This window comes from Pseudomonas sp. S150 (genome assembly GCF_004526365.1).
Lineage (GTDB): Bacteria > Pseudomonadota > Gammaproteobacteria > Pseudomonadales > Pseudomonadaceae > Aquipseudomonas > Aquipseudomonas putida_A.
Map to the genome: position 1 here is coordinate 4,377,738 of NZ_CP038207.1, position 13,883 is coordinate 4,391,620.

Sequence of the window (13,883 nt, forward strand, 5' to 3'; positions counted from 1 at the left end):
TACAGGGGGGATTCGTTTTTACGTGCGCAACCGCCCGATCGCCCGCCGATACTTTTCGACCCGTTCCAGATCCTCCCAACTTGGCGAGGCAATGCGCGACAGGTCGCTGTTCTCCTCCAGATCCGCCAGTTTCACCACCCGGCCAATCGGGTTCTGCGCCGCGCGCTCGACGAAATCCTCGTAGGATTCGCCCGGCACTTTGGTCACCGACTCAATCGCCGTCAGCACCTCTTCGCTGAAGCCTTCCTTACGCAAATCATTGAGGCTGATACCGCAATCCTCGACCACATCGTGCAGCACGGCGACGATGCTTTCTTCCAGCGTGCTCATGCGCAACATGACTTTCAGCGGATGCAGAATGTACGGCGCACCGCCCTTGTCGACCTGCCCGGCATGGGCGGTGGCGGCGATGGCGATAGCGCGTTCGAGGGTTTGAGTCATGCGAGTCTCCGTGGGTTAAACGCCATAGCGGCCGCCAACGTGGATGTTGCGTTTGAGCCAGCTGCCGATCGCTTTCAGGCGCCCGACTGGCTTGGCTGATCCGGAATGACGCTGAAGGATGATCGACACCAGTGTGGCTTGATCGGCATTTGGATGGGCATCGATCAACTCGGCAACCCACGCGCAGTCAGCCTTTCTCAGGTGTTCACGCCACTCGCCCGGCCAGGCGTCCAGCTCATCCAGCGCCAACCACCGCGCACCGCCGTGTTCCATGTGCCCGCCAGACATCGACTGCTCGAAACAGAAAGGCGAATCTGGCTTTGCAGGGTCAATGTGAAACAGATAGATGTCGTGAAAGGGATGCTGCGAGGGGAGCGCGTTATTGCGGCTGCCGATTTCGATCATGGGCAATGTTCCAATCCTTGGGCGCTTAATGTTTCCGATTGTTTCGCAGTGTACGCCACACGAGCAAATCAAAAACCCGATGGAACCTCCCTCCGTCTGGTCGCCTCGAAACTTTAAAGCGCCAAAAGCTTCGATCAGACTCGGCGCCCCTGAAGAGGAAACCCCGATGAACATTCGCTTCCTGCTTCTGATCGCCACGTTCGCCGTCATCCCCACCTGCGTCATGGCCGAGGGCTGCGACGTCCAGACCCAATCCTCCAGCGCTTCGGTGCCAGCGGTGGAAACCCACAGCTGCTACGAATACGAAGGCATGCCCGTCAGTTCCATCGACTGGTCGTGCAGCAATGAAAGCAAAGACATGCTCAACAGTAAGAAAACCAAGGTCGACCACTGTGCCGACCACTATCAGGCCACGTGTATCGCCACGATCACCCAGGAATCCCTGGCCAACCCGCACTCCACCAGCAAAGACAAGAACGCCAAGGCGCTGAACATCCCCGATAACGCCCAAGTGACCACGTATTACTACGACGTGGATCATCTGGCCCAGGCGCGAATTGATTGTGAGAATGGTGGGGGCCAATGGAAGGCAAAGTAAGCGTTTGATATCTGTGTTAGCGACAGGCAAAGAAAAGCCCGGCTCTAAAGACCGGGCTTTTTAGTACGCAATATCCGTTAACCACCGCCGTTACCCCCACTGCTGCTACCGGACAGTTGACCCGCGGAGCTGGGCTTGGAGGCAGAAGGCACCGGCCCATTGTCGGTCTTGCCACCATCCCCACCTTTAGGCAGCGAATTGGCATCCGGATCGGCATTGGTGGCAGGGGACGCCGGGTCGCGAGTCTGGCTGTTGCCGTCGTTTACCGTTGGGGTGGGCGTATCGCCGGCCGCGATCGCATACAGCGAACTGCCGGACAGCAACGCCGCGAGGGTCAACACCGTGATTTTATGGTTCAACATGGTGGCTCTTCCTCTGCGTGGGGAGTTACAGCATTGGAAGAAGGTGTGTGGCGAAGGTGCGGAGTGTCGGACGAATGGTTATCGACCGGTAGATTCGCCCAATTTCGATATCTGAAAACTTCGTAGGAAAGCACCTCATGTGGCGAGGGAGCTTGCTCCCGCTGGGCTGCGAAGCGGCCCCAAAACCGAATAGTCCGTTTCTCCCGGATGTGCCGCAGGCCGCGAATTACGCCGACTGCGTCGCCGAGCGGGAGCAAGCTCCCTCGCCACGGGTTCGCTTATCACGTCCTACAGGTCGGTTGTCACGGTTGGAATTGCTGCCTAGAGTGGGGTTGTCGCTGAGCAAATTCAGCACCAGGGTTTCGCAGCCCTGACGATACGTGTAGTAACCTAACGCCCCCTAAAAACGGTGGCGGTCGCACTAGCGCCCGAAATCCGCTCAATGGTGGCTGTGTGTGGGAGACCTCCGGGTCTGCCGGGTTCCTCGTATCCTCGGTCTGCGAACCTGCACACGGCTACCACCCTTCGACTCGCAGCGAACGGCAGTAGCTTCTCTCCCAGATACGAGGAAGTTTCACTTATGCCGATGGATAAACCGCTCCGCCAGTACTCGAATATGTCCCATCCCGCAACCGATCAGCCCGTCCTCTTCATTGACGCCAATGCTCCGCTGCGCGATCTACACGCCTGCGTCGGCGAACGTTTGAACGCCGTGCATAAATACCTCGACCTCATGACCAGCATCCACCTTCCCGATCACGCCGAACACGACATCAACACAGTTACCACCATCGCCAGAATTTTAATTCAGGACGTGAGTGATATGTTTAGAGTTATAGAGCACCGAGGATTTGATATCGCAGGCTAGAAAACTTGAAGGTGACAGACGCATACAAATCGACCTGTCACCTTTTCTACAGTCACATTTTCAGTCGTCCAACCTGAACTTTATGGCTTTTCTTTCTTCTGCAATATCAACTCCACAATTTTTACCAATTCAGGCGACGTACCATCAACCGAGAAATCTGCCGGCCCAGACTGAAGAAGCGATTTATGAAATCCGTTGACCGTCTCCTCACTCAGTTTAGACTTACTAAGCACCACATATGTTTTAATCGCGGTCAACTTCGAGAGAGCTTCACTCTCCAGAGTCAGATTCGTCATCATCAGTTTAATAAGAACTCGTAGAATCCAAACACCCACCGACCCTAACAAAATAGCAAGCGTAACAAGGTAGTGATCAGGCATCGTCAAATCAAACAACTCGGTCTTTTGAGTGCCTGAAGAGTAAGCCACATATAACAACTTCCCCAAGAGATAGATCACCCCCGCAATCAACAGAAGCGAACCAGCCGAAAACATCACAGCCCTTAATCTATGATGCTTTCTCTTATCATTCCAAAATTTCACCGGCTCGCTGGAAACAATACTACCAGTAGCTATGCTTTCGAAATCTTTAATACTTTCGATCGCTGCACTCCTTACCTTTTCCGCCTCATCGCGAATAAACTTTAATTTTGCATTCCCATCGTCATCAATCGCCTTAAGGTACTCATCCGAACGATCATTAATAGCTTTTTGATGCTTATTCAACTCAACAAATGTAGATTGTTTACTCGACTTAATTTCGTCAGCAATTCCTGTCTGCCAATGATCAACAAAATTTTCCAAAGTAACAGCCGATGAGATCAAAGATGCCCTATAAACAAAAAGAGCCATCTTTAGAGTTTCGTCGCTAACTACGGAGGATCTGAAGTCAGTTGATAGCTCCTCATCAAAACAAGGAAGTTTTCGACTTACATTTACTTCTTTGATCCGGACACCAAACATTTTAAGACTGCCATTTGCTTTATTTACGCCAGCCTTAATTTCTTCCAAATCATGGAGATACTCCACAACCTCCGAATTTTCAACTCCCGCTACAACACCTTTTGGGTAACAGCGAGACAATATATCTTTCCAAAAGTCAATTTCTTTGACAAGCCAACCCTCAACTTCACCCTTTTCTTCCGAATAAACAAGCATATCCAGATAAACAAATTTTTTTAGAAATTTTTCTCTCATACGATTCTCAAAAATCATCCATAACCTTAGTTAAAATTCGTAGCGGTAGCTATTCTCCACACTTGAATCTCTACGAAAAATGACATCCTATTTTCACAACCCTATTGCTCACTTTCTTAGATTCTTGGATCCGGATAATGGCACAAGGACATACTACTACTTCTATTTAAAACTAACTAGCGTGATACAGAGGGACAAAAAAACCGCATTTCTGCGGTTTCTTGGATGAGCGCACCGAAAATTGAATAGGTTCTATTCAAAAATTCGCCGGCGTATTCGCACTAATTATCTCTGCCTCATCCGCCCCGATATTCCGAAACTTATGCGGCAACGTCGTAGGAAAATAATACCCATCCCCCGCATTCAACACGCTCACCTGCCCATCCACGGTCAACTCCACCGTGCCACGGGTCACCAACCCACACTCCTCACCTTCCGCATGCACGATCGGCTCTTCCCCGGAGCTCGCGCCCGGAGCGTACTGCTCACGCAGCAAGCGCATCTGGCGGCTCGGCACCGAGGCGCCGATCAGCAGCAGGCGCAGGCCGTGGCGGCCCAGGTCGGGTTGTTCGTTGGCGCGGAAGACGTATTGGTGTTCGCGCGGGGGCTGGTCGAAGGTGAAGAAGTCGGCCAGGGACATCGGGATGCCTTCGAGCAGCTTTTTCAGCGAGCTGACGGAGGGGCTGACGCGATTCTGTTCGATCAGGGAGATGGTGGCATTGGTCACGCCGCTACGCCGGGCCAGCTCGCGCTGGGAGAGTTTGTAGCTTTCGCGTACTAGTTTGAGTCGAGAACCCGTATCCATGACAGCCTTATGTGAGTAGTACTTAAGGGTAATGGGGGTGGGTGGCGGGTGCCGCGCAAGGCGCGGATCACGTTGCTCCCGTGTCCCGGAACCGTGAAAGGCGGCTATTAAATCACGTTTGCCGGTGTTGCTCAGCAGGTTCGATGGACGGTGGGTGAAATGAGCCTGCTGGGGGTAATTGCGGGTCAGGCACAAGACCTGTGGGAGCGAGCTTGCTCGCGAATGGGCGGCACATTCAACATCGCTTTTACTGATAGGCCGCTTTCGCGAGCAAGCTCGCTCCCACAGGGTTTGTGGTGTTGCCGGTCAAGTGAAAAAACCGGCGGCGCCTATTCGGGGCCGCCGCCGGGGAGGTAACTAGATGCCGAAGCGGTCGCGCAGCGAGTAGTAGACGGCGCCGAGGGCGGTCAATGGGGCGGAGAAGGTGCGGCCGCCGATCATTGGCATGTGCGGCAGTGAGGCGAAGGCGTCGAAGCGTTCGGCGTCGCCACGGATCATTTCCGAAATCAGTTTGCCGGCAAGGTGCGAACAGGTGACGCCGTGACCGCTGTAGCCCTGCATGTAGTAGGCGTTTTTCTCGATGCGGCCGAATTGCGGCATGCGTGACATGGTCAGCAGGAAGTTGCCGGTCCAGCGGTAGTCGATTTTCACGTCCTTGAGCTGCGGGAAGGTCTTGAGGATCTTCGGGCGGATCAGCTGTTCGATGTCGTCCGGTTCCCGGGCGCCGTAGACCACGCCGCCGCCGTACAGCAGACGGTTATCGGCCGTCAGGCGGTAGTAATCCAGCAGGTAGTTGCAGTCTTCGACGCAATAGTTGTTGGTGATCAGGCTGCGCGCCTGCTTCTCGGTCAGCGGTTCGGTGACGACGATCTGCGAGCCGCACGGCATGCTTTTCGCGGTCACGCGGTTGTCCAGACCTTGCGGCAGATAGGCGTTGCCGGCGATCAGCAGGTACTTGGCGCGCACCTGGCCTTTGGCAGTACGCACGACGTTCGGCTCGCCGTACTTGATCTCCACGGCTGCCGACTGCTCGTAGATTTTGCCGCCCAGACGCACGATGGCCGCGGCTTCACCGAGGGCCAGGTTCAGCGGATGCACGTGGCCGCCCTGCAGATCCAGCAGGCCGCCAACGTAGGCGTCAGAGCCGATTTCGCGACGGATGTCGGCAGCGTCGAGCATCTTCAGGTTCTTGTTGCCGTAACGTTCCCAGCTGCGCTTCTGCTCGGCCAGGCCGTTGAGTTGTTTCTTGTTCATCGCCGCGAAGATCCCGCCCGGGCGGTAGTCGCATTTGATGTCGTATTCCTTGATCCGCGAACGGATGATATCGGCGCCTTCGAAGATCATGCTGCCGAGGATTTCCGCCGTCTTGTCGCCGTAGCGTTCTTCGATCACATCGACGTCGCGGCTGTAGGAGTTGACCAGTTGCCCGCCGTTGCGACCGCTGGCGCCGTATCCGACTTTCGCCGCTTCCAGCACCGTGACTTTATAACCGGCCTCGCTCAGAAACAGCGCCGAGGACAGGCCGGTGTAGCCGGCGCCGATGATGCAGACATCGCACTCGACCGACTCTTCAAGAATCGGGAAGTCGATGACTTCGTTGCGGGTGGCGGCGTAGTAGCTGTTGACGTGTTGTTGCTTCATTTTATTGTTCTCCGAGGGTCGCCCTTAGGAGCGACCACCGTTGTAAAAGAGTTAGAGCTTGATCCAGGTCGCTTTCAGCTCGGTGTACTTGTCGAACGCGTGCAGCGATTTGTCGCGACCGTTGCCCGACTGTTTGAAGCCACCGAACGGCGCGGTCATGTCGCCGCCGTCGTACTGATTGACCCAGACGCTGCCGGCGCGCAGGCCACGGGCGAAGGTGTGCGCCTTGCTCAGGTTGCTGGTCCAGACGCCGGCGGCGAGACCGAAGATGCTGTCGTTGGCGATCTGCAGCGCTTCTTCAACGGTGTCGAAGGTGATCAGTGACAGCACCGGGCCGAAGATTTCTTCGCGGGCGATGGTCATGGCGTTGGTCACGCCGTCGAAGATCGCCGGTTGCACGTAGAGGCCACCGGTTTCTTCGAGGGCGCGCTGGCCGCCGGCGATCAACTCGGCGCCCTGCTCGCGACCGATGCTGATGTAGCGCAGCACGTTGTCCAGTTGACGCTGATCAACCACCGCGCCGACGGTGGTCGCAGGATCCAGTGCGTGCCCCGGTTTCCACGCTTGCAGCGCTTCCACCAGCAGCGGGATGAATTGCTCGCGGATCGAACGCTCGACCAACAGGCGCGAACCGGCAGTGCACACTTCGCCCTGGTTGAAGGCGATCGCACCGGCCGCAGCCTGGGCGGCCGCGCGCAAGTCCGGAGCGTCGGCAAACACCACGTTCGGGCTCTTGCCACCGGCTTCGAGCCAGACGCGTTTCATGTTGCTCTGGCCGGCATAAATCATCAGTTGTTTGGCAATCGCCGTGGAGCCGGTGAAGGCCAGCACGTCGACGTCCATGTGCAGCGCCAGCGCCTTGCCGACGGTGTGGCCGAAGCCCGGCAACACGTTAAACACGCCTTTCGGGATGCCCGCGTCCAGTGCCAGTTGCGCGATGCGGATCGCGGTCAGTGGCGACTTTTCCGAAGGCTTGAGAATGAACGAGTTGCCCGCGGCCAGGGCCGGGGCGAATTTCCAGCTGGCCATGATCAGCGGGAAGTTCCACGGCACGATCGCGGCGACTACGCCGGATGGCTCGCGGGTCACCAGACCGAGTTGATCGTGCGGCGTGGCGGCAACTTCATCGTAGATCTTGTCGATGGCCTCGGCGCTCCAGCGGATCGCATTGGCGGTCGCCGGGATGTCGATGCTCATCGAGTCGCTGATCGGTTTACCCATGTCGAGGGTTTCCAGCAGCGCAAGTTCTTCCTGGTGTTGCAGGATCAGATCGGCGAAGCGGATCAGGATGCGTTTGCGCTCGGCCGGGGCTTTGTTGGCCCACACGCCGGAGTTGAACGATTGGCGCGCGACTTCGACGGCGAGGTTGGCGTCGGCTTCATCGGTGCTGGCCACGGAGGCGAGAAAACGGCCGTCGACGGGGCTCAGGCATTCAAAGGTGGCGCCGCTGATCGCCGGGCGATATTCACCGTTGATGAACGCGCGGGATTCGATGCTCAGGGACTGGAAGCGTTGTTCCCAGTCGTTGCGTGTGGTTGTCATTGTTGTGGCTCGACAAGGGGGAATTGGGGGTGTCGTGTCTGGCTTGAGATAGCTGCCCTCTCCCTAGCCCTCTCCCTGAGGTAGAGGGGACCGACCGAGTTGTCTCGGGAGTTGCGCCGACCTGAATGACCGAGTCGATTATGGATTCGGTAAAGCAGGTTCAGGTCGCAGGATTTCCCAAGCATCCCCGGGTCAGTCCCCTCTCCCTCCGGGAGAGGGTTAGGGTGAGGAGCTCTTGGCTTTTTAGGGCCGAAACCATCACACCGTATGCAGATACCAGTTGTACTCAAGGTCGGAAATCGAGTTCTCGAACTCGGCCAGCTCGCTTTCCTTGCACGCGACGAACACGTCGATGTACATCGGGTCGATGTACTTGGCCATGACTTCGCTGTCGTCCAGCTCGCGCAGTGCGTCGCGCAGGTTGTTCGGCAGGCTCTGTTCGTTCTGCTCGTAGCTGTTGCCTTCAACCGGCGCGCCCGGCTCGATCTGGTTGGTCAGGCCGTGGTGAATACCGGCCAGTACCGAAGCCATCAGCAGGTACGGGTTGGCGTCGGCACCGGCCACGCGATGCTCGATGCGCACGGCGTCGGCCGAACCGGTTGGCACACGGACTGCAACAGTGCGGTTGTCGATGCCCCAGCTCGGCGAGTTCGGCACGTAGAACTGCGCGCCGAAGCGGCGGTACGAGTTGACGTTCGGGCACAGGAACGCCATTTGCGCAGGCAGGGTCTCCAGCACACCGCCGATCGCGTGTCGCAGCGCGGCGTTCTGCTCGGGATCCTCGCTGGCGAAGATGTTGTTGCCTTCTTTGTCCAGGATCGAAATGTGCACGTGCAGACCGTTGCCCGCCTGGCCCGGATACGGCTTGGCCATGAAGGTGGTGTCCATCTCGTGGTCGTAGGCGATGTTCTTCACCAGACGCTTGAGCAGCACCGCGTAGTCGCAGGCCTTGATCGGGTCGGAGACGTGATGCAGGTTGACTTCGAATTGCGCCGGGGCGCTTTCCTTGACGATGGCGTCAGCCGGAATGCCCTGCTCTTTCGCGCCTTCCAGAATGTCCTGGAGGCAGTCGACGTATTCGTCGAGGTCGTCGATCAGATACACCTGAGTCGACACCGGGCGCTTGCCGGAGACCGGCGAACGTGGCGACTGCGGACGGCCGTTCACGTTGTCCTGGTCGATCAGGTAGAACTCCAGTTCGAACGCGGCGCAGATGGTCAGGCCCAGTTCATCGAACTTGCGCACCACGTTGGCCAGCACTTCACGCGGATCGGCGAAGAACGGCTCGCCCTCGATCTCGTGCATGGTCATCAGCAACTGTGCGGTTGGGCGCTTCTGCCACGGCTCGATGCTCAGGGTGCCCGGGATCGGGTAGCAGATGCGGTCGGCGTCGCCGATGTCCAGGCCCAGGCCGGTGCTTTCCACCGTGGAGCCATTGATGTCGAGGGCGAAGAGCGAGGCCGGCAGGTTGATGCCTTTCTCGTAAACCTTGTGAAGACTGGTGCGCTCGATGCGCTTGCCGCGCACCACACCGTTCATGTCTGCAATCAGAAGGTCGACGTACAAAACCTCAGGATGTTTCTTAAGGAATGCGTTTGCTTCGTTGAGTTGAACGGCACGCAGAGGGACCGACATGATGCACCTATTTAGCTGTTAATTATTATGTTCACCGCTGTTTCGCCGAGCCAGTCAATCCGAAAGGCAAAGTGAAGTCAATAGCGAACACCTGGCCGTTCAGCGTTTATTTTTCGGGCTTTTTTTAACACTCACGTGCCAATGCAGGCGCCGCAAGGCCTGGAATCATGAAGCTGGATGAACGGCGTTTAGAATTTTTTACATGGCAGTTGTTAATTAAAATCAACGAGGCTAAGCTCCGGAAAAGCTCGTTCAAGTGTCAAACTTCGAGGTGAATAAAAATGGCATTCAAGCCATTGATCGGCGTTACTGCGTGCGTCAAACAGATTGGCCTGCACCCCTATCACATCAGCGGCGACAAGTACGTACGTGCTGTCAGCGTTGGCGCTCAGGGTCTTCCAGTGGTCATTCCTTCCCTTGGCAAACTGACTGAAATCGAAGACCTGCTCGGTCAACTCGACGGTCTGTTGCTGACCGGCTCACCCTCGAACGTGGAGCCCTTCCACTATCAAGGCCCGGCCAGCGAACCCGGTACGGATCACGATCCGGCGCGGGACGCCACTACCCTTCCTTTATTGCGTGCAGCCATTGCCGCGGGCGTTCCGGTACTCGGCATCTGCCGTGGCTTCCAGGAAATGAACGTGGCGTTCGGTGGCAGCCTGCACCAAAAGGTGCACGAGCTGCCGGGCATGCTCGATCACCGTGAAGCCGACAGCCCGGACGTGGCCGTGCAATACGCACCGGCGCATGCCGTGAGCGTGTTGGCGGGCGGCGTGTTCGAAGCGCTGGCGTTGCCGGGCGAGTTCCAGGTCAACTCGATTCACAGTCAGGGCATCGACCGCCTCGCGCCCGGCCTGCGTGCCGAAGCGGTGGCGCCGGATGGCCTGATCGAGGCGATCTCGGTCGAGCACAGCCCGACCTTCGCCCTCGGCGTGCAATGGCACCCGGAATGGCAGGTGCTGGACAACCCGAACTACCTGAAGATTTTCCAGGCATTCGGCGCGGCCTGCCGGCAACGGGCAGCGCGACGCAACCAGCGCTGACTCAACCCAGGATTTCAAAACTGTTTACTGCCCCCACGGGGTCGGCGGTTGCGCGTGTGCGCATCCGTCATCCGTGAAAACAACAAACCGTAATAACAACAAGTACGACCCAGGCAGCCAGGAAGGCGGCGCCGAACAAGCCCTCGGCAGCGCAAGGTCAGTTAAGCATGCGCAATTCCCCCTGTAGGAGTGAGCCTGCTCGCGATAGCAATAGACCAGTCAACAGAGATGTCGACTGACATGGCCTCATCGCGAGCAGGCTCACTCCTACAGGGGATATGTAATGACTGAAATTGCGCTTACAGGCTTGCAATCCACTTAAGCCCGGCCACGTTGGCCGAGCGAACGAAACCTGTTGGGAGTTTCACATGGCAAACGCCTCCAGCACTTACCGGAAGGCACTTGAAGGCCACCAGCAACCGAAAAAGGTTCTGGTGAAAGTCGATCGTGTCACCAAGAAGTTCGACGAAACCACGGCAGTGGACGATGTGTCCCTGGAGATCCATCAGGGCGAAATCTTCGCCCTGCTCGGTGGCTCCGGCTCGGGCAAATCGACCCTGCTGCGCATGCTCGCCGGTTTCGAGCGGCCGACCGAAGGGCGGATTCTGCTCGACGGTGTGGACATCACCGACATGCCGCCGTACGAGCGGCCGATCAACATGATGTTCCAGTCCTACGCGCTGTTCCCGCACATGACTGTGGCGCAGAACATCGCCTTCGGCCTCAAGCAGGACCGTTTGCCAGCCAGCGAAATCGACGCCCGCGTCGAAGAGATGCTGCGCCTGGTGCACATGACCCAATACGCCAAACGCAAACCCCATCAGTTGTCCGGTGGTCAGCGCCAGCGCGTGGCCCTCGCCCGCTCCCTGGCGAAACGTCCGAAGCTGTTGCTGCTCGACGAACCGATGGGCGCCCTGGATAAAAAACTGCGTTCGCAGATGCAACTGGAACTGGTCGAGATCATCGAGCGCGTCGGCGTGACCTGCGTGATGGTGACCCACGACCAGGAAGAGGCCATGACCATGGCCGAGCGCATCGCGATCATGCACCTGGGCTGGATCGCCCAGATCGGCAGCCCGGTCGACATCTATGAAGCACCGGTCAGCCGCATGGTCTGCGAATTCATCGGCAACGTGAACGCCTTCGACGGCACCGTGGTGGAAGACCTTGAAGGTCACGCGATCATCCACAGCCCGGACCTGCAGCAGAAGATCTACGTCGGCCACGGCGTCAGCACTTCGGTGCAAGACAAGTCGATCACCTACGCGATCCGCCCGGAAAAAATGCTCGTCAGCACGCTCAAGCCAGAGACCCGCTACAACTGGTCCGAAGGCAAAGTGCATGACATCGCCTACCTCGGCGGCCACTCGGTGTTCTACGTCGAACTGCCGGGCGGCAAGATCGTCCAGTCGTTCATGGCCAACGCCGAACGCCGTGGCGCGCGTCCGACCTGGGACGACAAGGTCTACGTGTGGTGGGAAGACGACAGCGGCGTGGTACTGCGCTCATGAGAACCTTCAATCAGCAATTCCTGCGCCTGGTGCCCAGCGGGCGAAAGTTCGTCATCGGCATCCCGTTCATCTGGCTGTTCCTGTTCTTCATGCTGCCGTTCTTCCTGGTGATGAAGATCAGCTTCTCGGAGGCTGCGCTGTCGATACCGCCGTACTCGGAGATCTACACCTACGCCGAACAGAAATTCCAGCTGATGCTCAACATCGGCAACTACACCATGCTCGGCGAAGACGAGCTGTACCTGTCGGCCTACCTCGGTTCGCTGAAGGTCGCGGCGCTGAGCACGATGATGTGCCTGGTGATCGGTTTCCCGATGGCCTACGCAATCACCAAGGCGAGCAAGGAAGCGCAAAACGTCCTGCTGCTGTTGATCATGATGCCGACCTGGACCGCGATCCTGATCCGCGTGTATGCGTGGATGGGCATCCTCAGCAACAACGGTCTGCTCAATGCGTTTCTGATGTGGACCGGGCTCACCGATCACCCGATCGAGATCCTCAACACCAACACCGCGGTGTATATCGGCGGCGTGGTCTATGCGTACCTGCCATTCATGGTGCTGCCGCTGTACGCCAACCTGGTGAAGCACGATGGAAGCCTGCTGGAAGCCGCGTCGGATCTGGGTTCGAGCAACTTCAACAACTTCTGGAAAATCACCGTACCGCTGGCCAAGAACGGCATCATCGCCGGCTGCATGCTGGTGTTCATTCCAGTGGTCGGCGAGTTCGTGATTCCGGAACTGCTCTGGGTGGCCCGGAGACGCTGATGATCGGTCGCGTGCTGTGGCAAGAGTTCTTCAATAACCGCGATTGGCCGGTGGCGTCTGCGCTGGCGGTGGTGATGCTGTTGATCCTGATTGTGCCGATTCTGCTGTTCAACCGCAGTCAGGCCAAAGAGATGGAGGCACGGGGATGAAACGCTTCGGTTTTTCCAAGTTCATGTTGATCTTCGGCTTGATGTTCATCTATCTGCCGATGCTGATTCTGGTGATCTACTCGTTCAACGCCTCGAAACTGGTGACGGTATGGGGAGGCTGGTCAGTGAAGTGGTACGTCGGCCTGCTCGACAACACGCAACTGATGGGCTCGGTGGTGCGCTCGCTGGAAATCGCCTGCTACACCGCGATTGCCGCCGTCGCACTGGGCACCCTCGCCGCCTTCGTCCTGACGCGAGTGACGCGCTTCAAGGGTCGCACGCTGTTTGGCGGTCTGGTGACGGCGCCACTGGTAATGCCTGAGGTGATCACCGGTCTGTCGCTGTTGCTGCTGTTCGTGGCGATGGCGCAACTGATCGGCTGGCCACAGGAGCGTGGCATCGTCACCATCTGGATCGCCCACACCACGTTTTGTGCCGCCTATGTGGCGGTGGTAGTCTCCGCCCGCCTGCGGGAGCTGGATCTGTCGATCGAAGAAGCCGCGATGGATCTGGGGGCCAAGCCGTTCAAGGTGTTTTTCCTGATCACCATTCCAATGATCGCGCCGTCGCTGGCAGCGGGCGGGATGATGTCGTTCGCCCTGTCGCTGGATGACCTGGTGCTGGCGAGCTTCGTCTCCGGCCCGGGTTCGACCACACTGCCGATGGAAGTGTTCTCGGCGGTGCGTCTGGGCGTGAAGCCTGAGATCAACGCCGTGGCCAGCCTGATTCTGCTCGCGGTGTCGCTGGTGACCTTCCTGGTCTGGTACTTCGGCCGCAAGGCAGAAGCCAACCGCAAGAAGGCGATTCAGGAAGCGATGGATCAGACGGCGAATGAGGCGTGGCAGCCTCAACGCACCGCGACGGCCTAAGCAACAACGATGAACACTGTGGTGAGGGGATTCATCCCCGATCGGCTGCGA

General features: G+C 57.8%; 13 protein-coding genes and 1 pseudogene. 6 read left to right on the forward strand and 8 right to left on the reverse strand.

Going from position 1 to position 13,883, the window contains the following annotated elements; genetic code table 11:
• Nucleotides 1-18: 18 nt before the first annotated feature.
• Nucleotides 19-441: an HD domain-containing protein gene (locus E3Z29_RS20010; protein WP_134786725.1), complete on the reverse strand. Its 423-nt coding sequence runs from the start codon at nucleotides 439-441 to the stop codon at nucleotides 19-21.
• Between the two features lie 15 nt (nucleotides 442-456).
• Nucleotides 457-846, reverse strand: coding sequence for a hypothetical protein (locus E3Z29_RS20015; protein WP_134787602.1), 390 nt, complete (start codon nucleotides 844-846; stop codon nucleotides 457-459).
• Between the two features lie 166 nt (nucleotides 847-1,012).
• Between E3Z29_RS20015 and E3Z29_RS20020 the strand changes: the two genes are divergently transcribed.
• Entirely contained in the window at nucleotides 1,013-1,444 is a 432-nt protein-coding gene (locus E3Z29_RS20020) for a hypothetical protein (RefSeq protein WP_098964471.1), read from the forward strand.
• A gap of 77 nt (nucleotides 1,445-1,521) precedes the next feature.
• On the opposite strand, the gene E3Z29_RS20025 is transcribed toward E3Z29_RS20020, so the two are convergent.
• Nucleotides 1,522-1,806 carry a hypothetical protein gene (locus tag E3Z29_RS20025; RefSeq protein WP_134786726.1) on the reverse strand — a complete coding sequence of 95 codons (285 nt, stop codon included), beginning with the start codon at nucleotides 1,804-1,806 and terminating at the stop codon, nucleotides 1,522-1,524.
• Nucleotides 1,807-2,386: 580 nt separating this feature from the next.
• On the opposite strand from E3Z29_RS20025, the gene E3Z29_RS20030 reads away from it, so the two are divergent.
• Entirely contained in the window at nucleotides 2,387-2,674 is a 288-nt protein-coding gene (locus E3Z29_RS20030; protein WP_134786727.1) for a fructose-bisphosphate aldolase, read from the forward strand.
• A gap of 80 nt (nucleotides 2,675-2,754) precedes the next feature.
• On the opposite strand, the gene E3Z29_RS20035 is transcribed toward E3Z29_RS20030, so the two are convergent.
• The 5 genes from E3Z29_RS20035 to E3Z29_RS20055 all read right to left on the reverse strand — a co-directional run bounded on the left by E3Z29_RS20035 (nucleotide 2,755) and on the right by E3Z29_RS20055 (nucleotide 9,493).
• Nucleotides 2,755-3,888 carry a hypothetical protein gene (locus tag E3Z29_RS20035; RefSeq protein WP_134786728.1) on the reverse strand — a complete coding sequence of 378 codons (1,134 nt, stop codon included), beginning with the start codon at nucleotides 3,886-3,888 and terminating at the stop codon, nucleotides 2,755-2,757.
• A gap of 238 nt (nucleotides 3,889-4,126) precedes the next feature.
• Entirely contained in the window at nucleotides 4,127-4,675 is a 549-nt protein-coding gene (locus tag E3Z29_RS20040; protein WP_003226097.1) for a cupin domain-containing protein, read from the reverse strand.
• A 357-nt stretch (nucleotides 4,676-5,032) separates the two neighbouring features.
• On the reverse strand, nucleotides 5,033-6,316 hold the full coding sequence (locus E3Z29_RS20045; RefSeq protein ID WP_134786729.1) for an FAD-binding oxidoreductase: 1,284 nt from the start codon (nucleotides 6,314-6,316) through the stop codon (nucleotides 5,033-5,035).
• Nucleotides 6,317-6,367: 51 nt separating this feature from the next.
• Nucleotides 6,368-7,858, reverse strand: a complete 1,491-nt coding sequence (locus E3Z29_RS20050; RefSeq protein ID WP_134786730.1) for an aldehyde dehydrogenase — start codon at nucleotides 7,856-7,858, stop codon at nucleotides 6,368-6,370.
• 258 nt (nucleotides 7,859-8,116) lie between these two features.
• Nucleotides 8,117-9,493, reverse strand: a complete 1,377-nt coding sequence (locus E3Z29_RS20055) for a glutamine synthetase family protein (RefSeq protein WP_027611689.1) — start codon at nucleotides 9,491-9,493, stop codon at nucleotides 8,117-8,119.
• 281 nt (nucleotides 9,494-9,774) lie between these two features.
• Here E3Z29_RS20055 and E3Z29_RS20060 point away from each other — a divergent pair, with 281 nt between their 5' ends.
• The 4 genes and pseudogenes from E3Z29_RS20060 (at nucleotide 9,775) to E3Z29_RS20075 (ending at nucleotide 13,832) form a co-directional block, all read left to right on the forward strand.
• Nucleotides 9,775-10,536, forward strand: coding sequence for a gamma-glutamyl-gamma-aminobutyrate hydrolase family protein (locus E3Z29_RS20060; protein WP_097088867.1), 762 nt, complete (start codon nucleotides 9,775-9,777; stop codon nucleotides 10,534-10,536).
• Nucleotides 10,537-10,904: 368 nt separating this feature from the next.
• Entirely contained in the window at nucleotides 10,905-12,047 is a 1,143-nt protein-coding gene (potA, locus tag E3Z29_RS20065) for a polyamine ABC transporter ATP-binding protein (RefSeq protein ID WP_041073459.1), read from the forward strand.
• A pseudogene (locus E3Z29_RS20070) lies at nucleotides 12,044-12,963 on the forward strand (ABC transporter permease subunit). Before potA ends, E3Z29_RS20070 begins: the two are co-directional and overlap by 4 nt.
• On the forward strand, nucleotides 12,960-13,832 hold the full coding sequence (locus E3Z29_RS20075; protein WP_134786731.1) for an ABC transporter permease subunit: 873 nt from the start codon (nucleotides 12,960-12,962) through the stop codon (nucleotides 13,830-13,832). The pseudogene E3Z29_RS20070 and the gene E3Z29_RS20075 overlap by 4 nt, the downstream one beginning before the upstream one ends.
• Nucleotides 13,833-13,883: the final 51 nt, after the last annotated feature.

Coding starts and splice junctions, on each gene's coding strand:
- E3Z29_RS20055 (WP_027611689.1), bottom strand. CDS start 9,493: ATGTCGGTCCCTCTGCGTGCCGTTCAACTCAACGAAGCAAACGCATTC.
- E3Z29_RS20020 (WP_098964471.1), top strand. CDS start 1,013: ATGAACATTCGCTTCCTGCTTCTGATCGCCACGTTCGCCGTCATCCCC.
- E3Z29_RS20075 (WP_134786731.1), top strand. CDS start 12,960: ATGAAACGCTTCGGTTTTTCCAAGTTCATGTTGATCTTCGGCTTGATG.
- potA (WP_041073459.1), top strand. CDS start 10,905: ATGGCAAACGCCTCCAGCACTTACCGGAAGGCACTTGAAGGCCACCAG.
- E3Z29_RS20060 (WP_097088867.1), top strand. CDS start 9,775: ATGGCATTCAAGCCATTGATCGGCGTTACTGCGTGCGTCAAACAGATT.
- E3Z29_RS20030 (WP_134786727.1), top strand. CDS start 2,387: ATGCCGATGGATAAACCGCTCCGCCAGTACTCGAATATGTCCCATCCC.
- E3Z29_RS20040 (WP_003226097.1), bottom strand. CDS start 4,675: ATGGATACGGGTTCTCGACTCAAACTAGTACGCGAAAGCTACAAACTC.
- E3Z29_RS20025 (WP_134786726.1), bottom strand. CDS start 1,806: ATGTTGAACCATAAAATCACGGTGTTGACCCTCGCGGCGTTGCTGTCC.
- E3Z29_RS20015 (WP_134787602.1), bottom strand. CDS start 846: ATGATCGAAATCGGCAGCCGCAATAACGCGCTCCCCTCGCAGCATCCC.
- E3Z29_RS20050 (WP_134786730.1), bottom strand. CDS start 7,858: ATGACAACCACACGCAACGACTGGGAACAACGCTTCCAGTCCCTGAGC.
- E3Z29_RS20010 (WP_134786725.1), bottom strand. CDS start 441: ATGACTCAAACCCTCGAACGCGCTATCGCCATCGCCGCCACCGCCCAT.
- E3Z29_RS20035 (WP_134786728.1), bottom strand. CDS start 3,888: ATGATTTTTGAGAATCGTATGAGAGAAAAATTTCTAAAAAAATTTGTT.
- E3Z29_RS20045 (WP_134786729.1), bottom strand. CDS start 6,316: ATGAAGCAACAACACGTCAACAGCTACTACGCCGCCACCCGCAACGAA.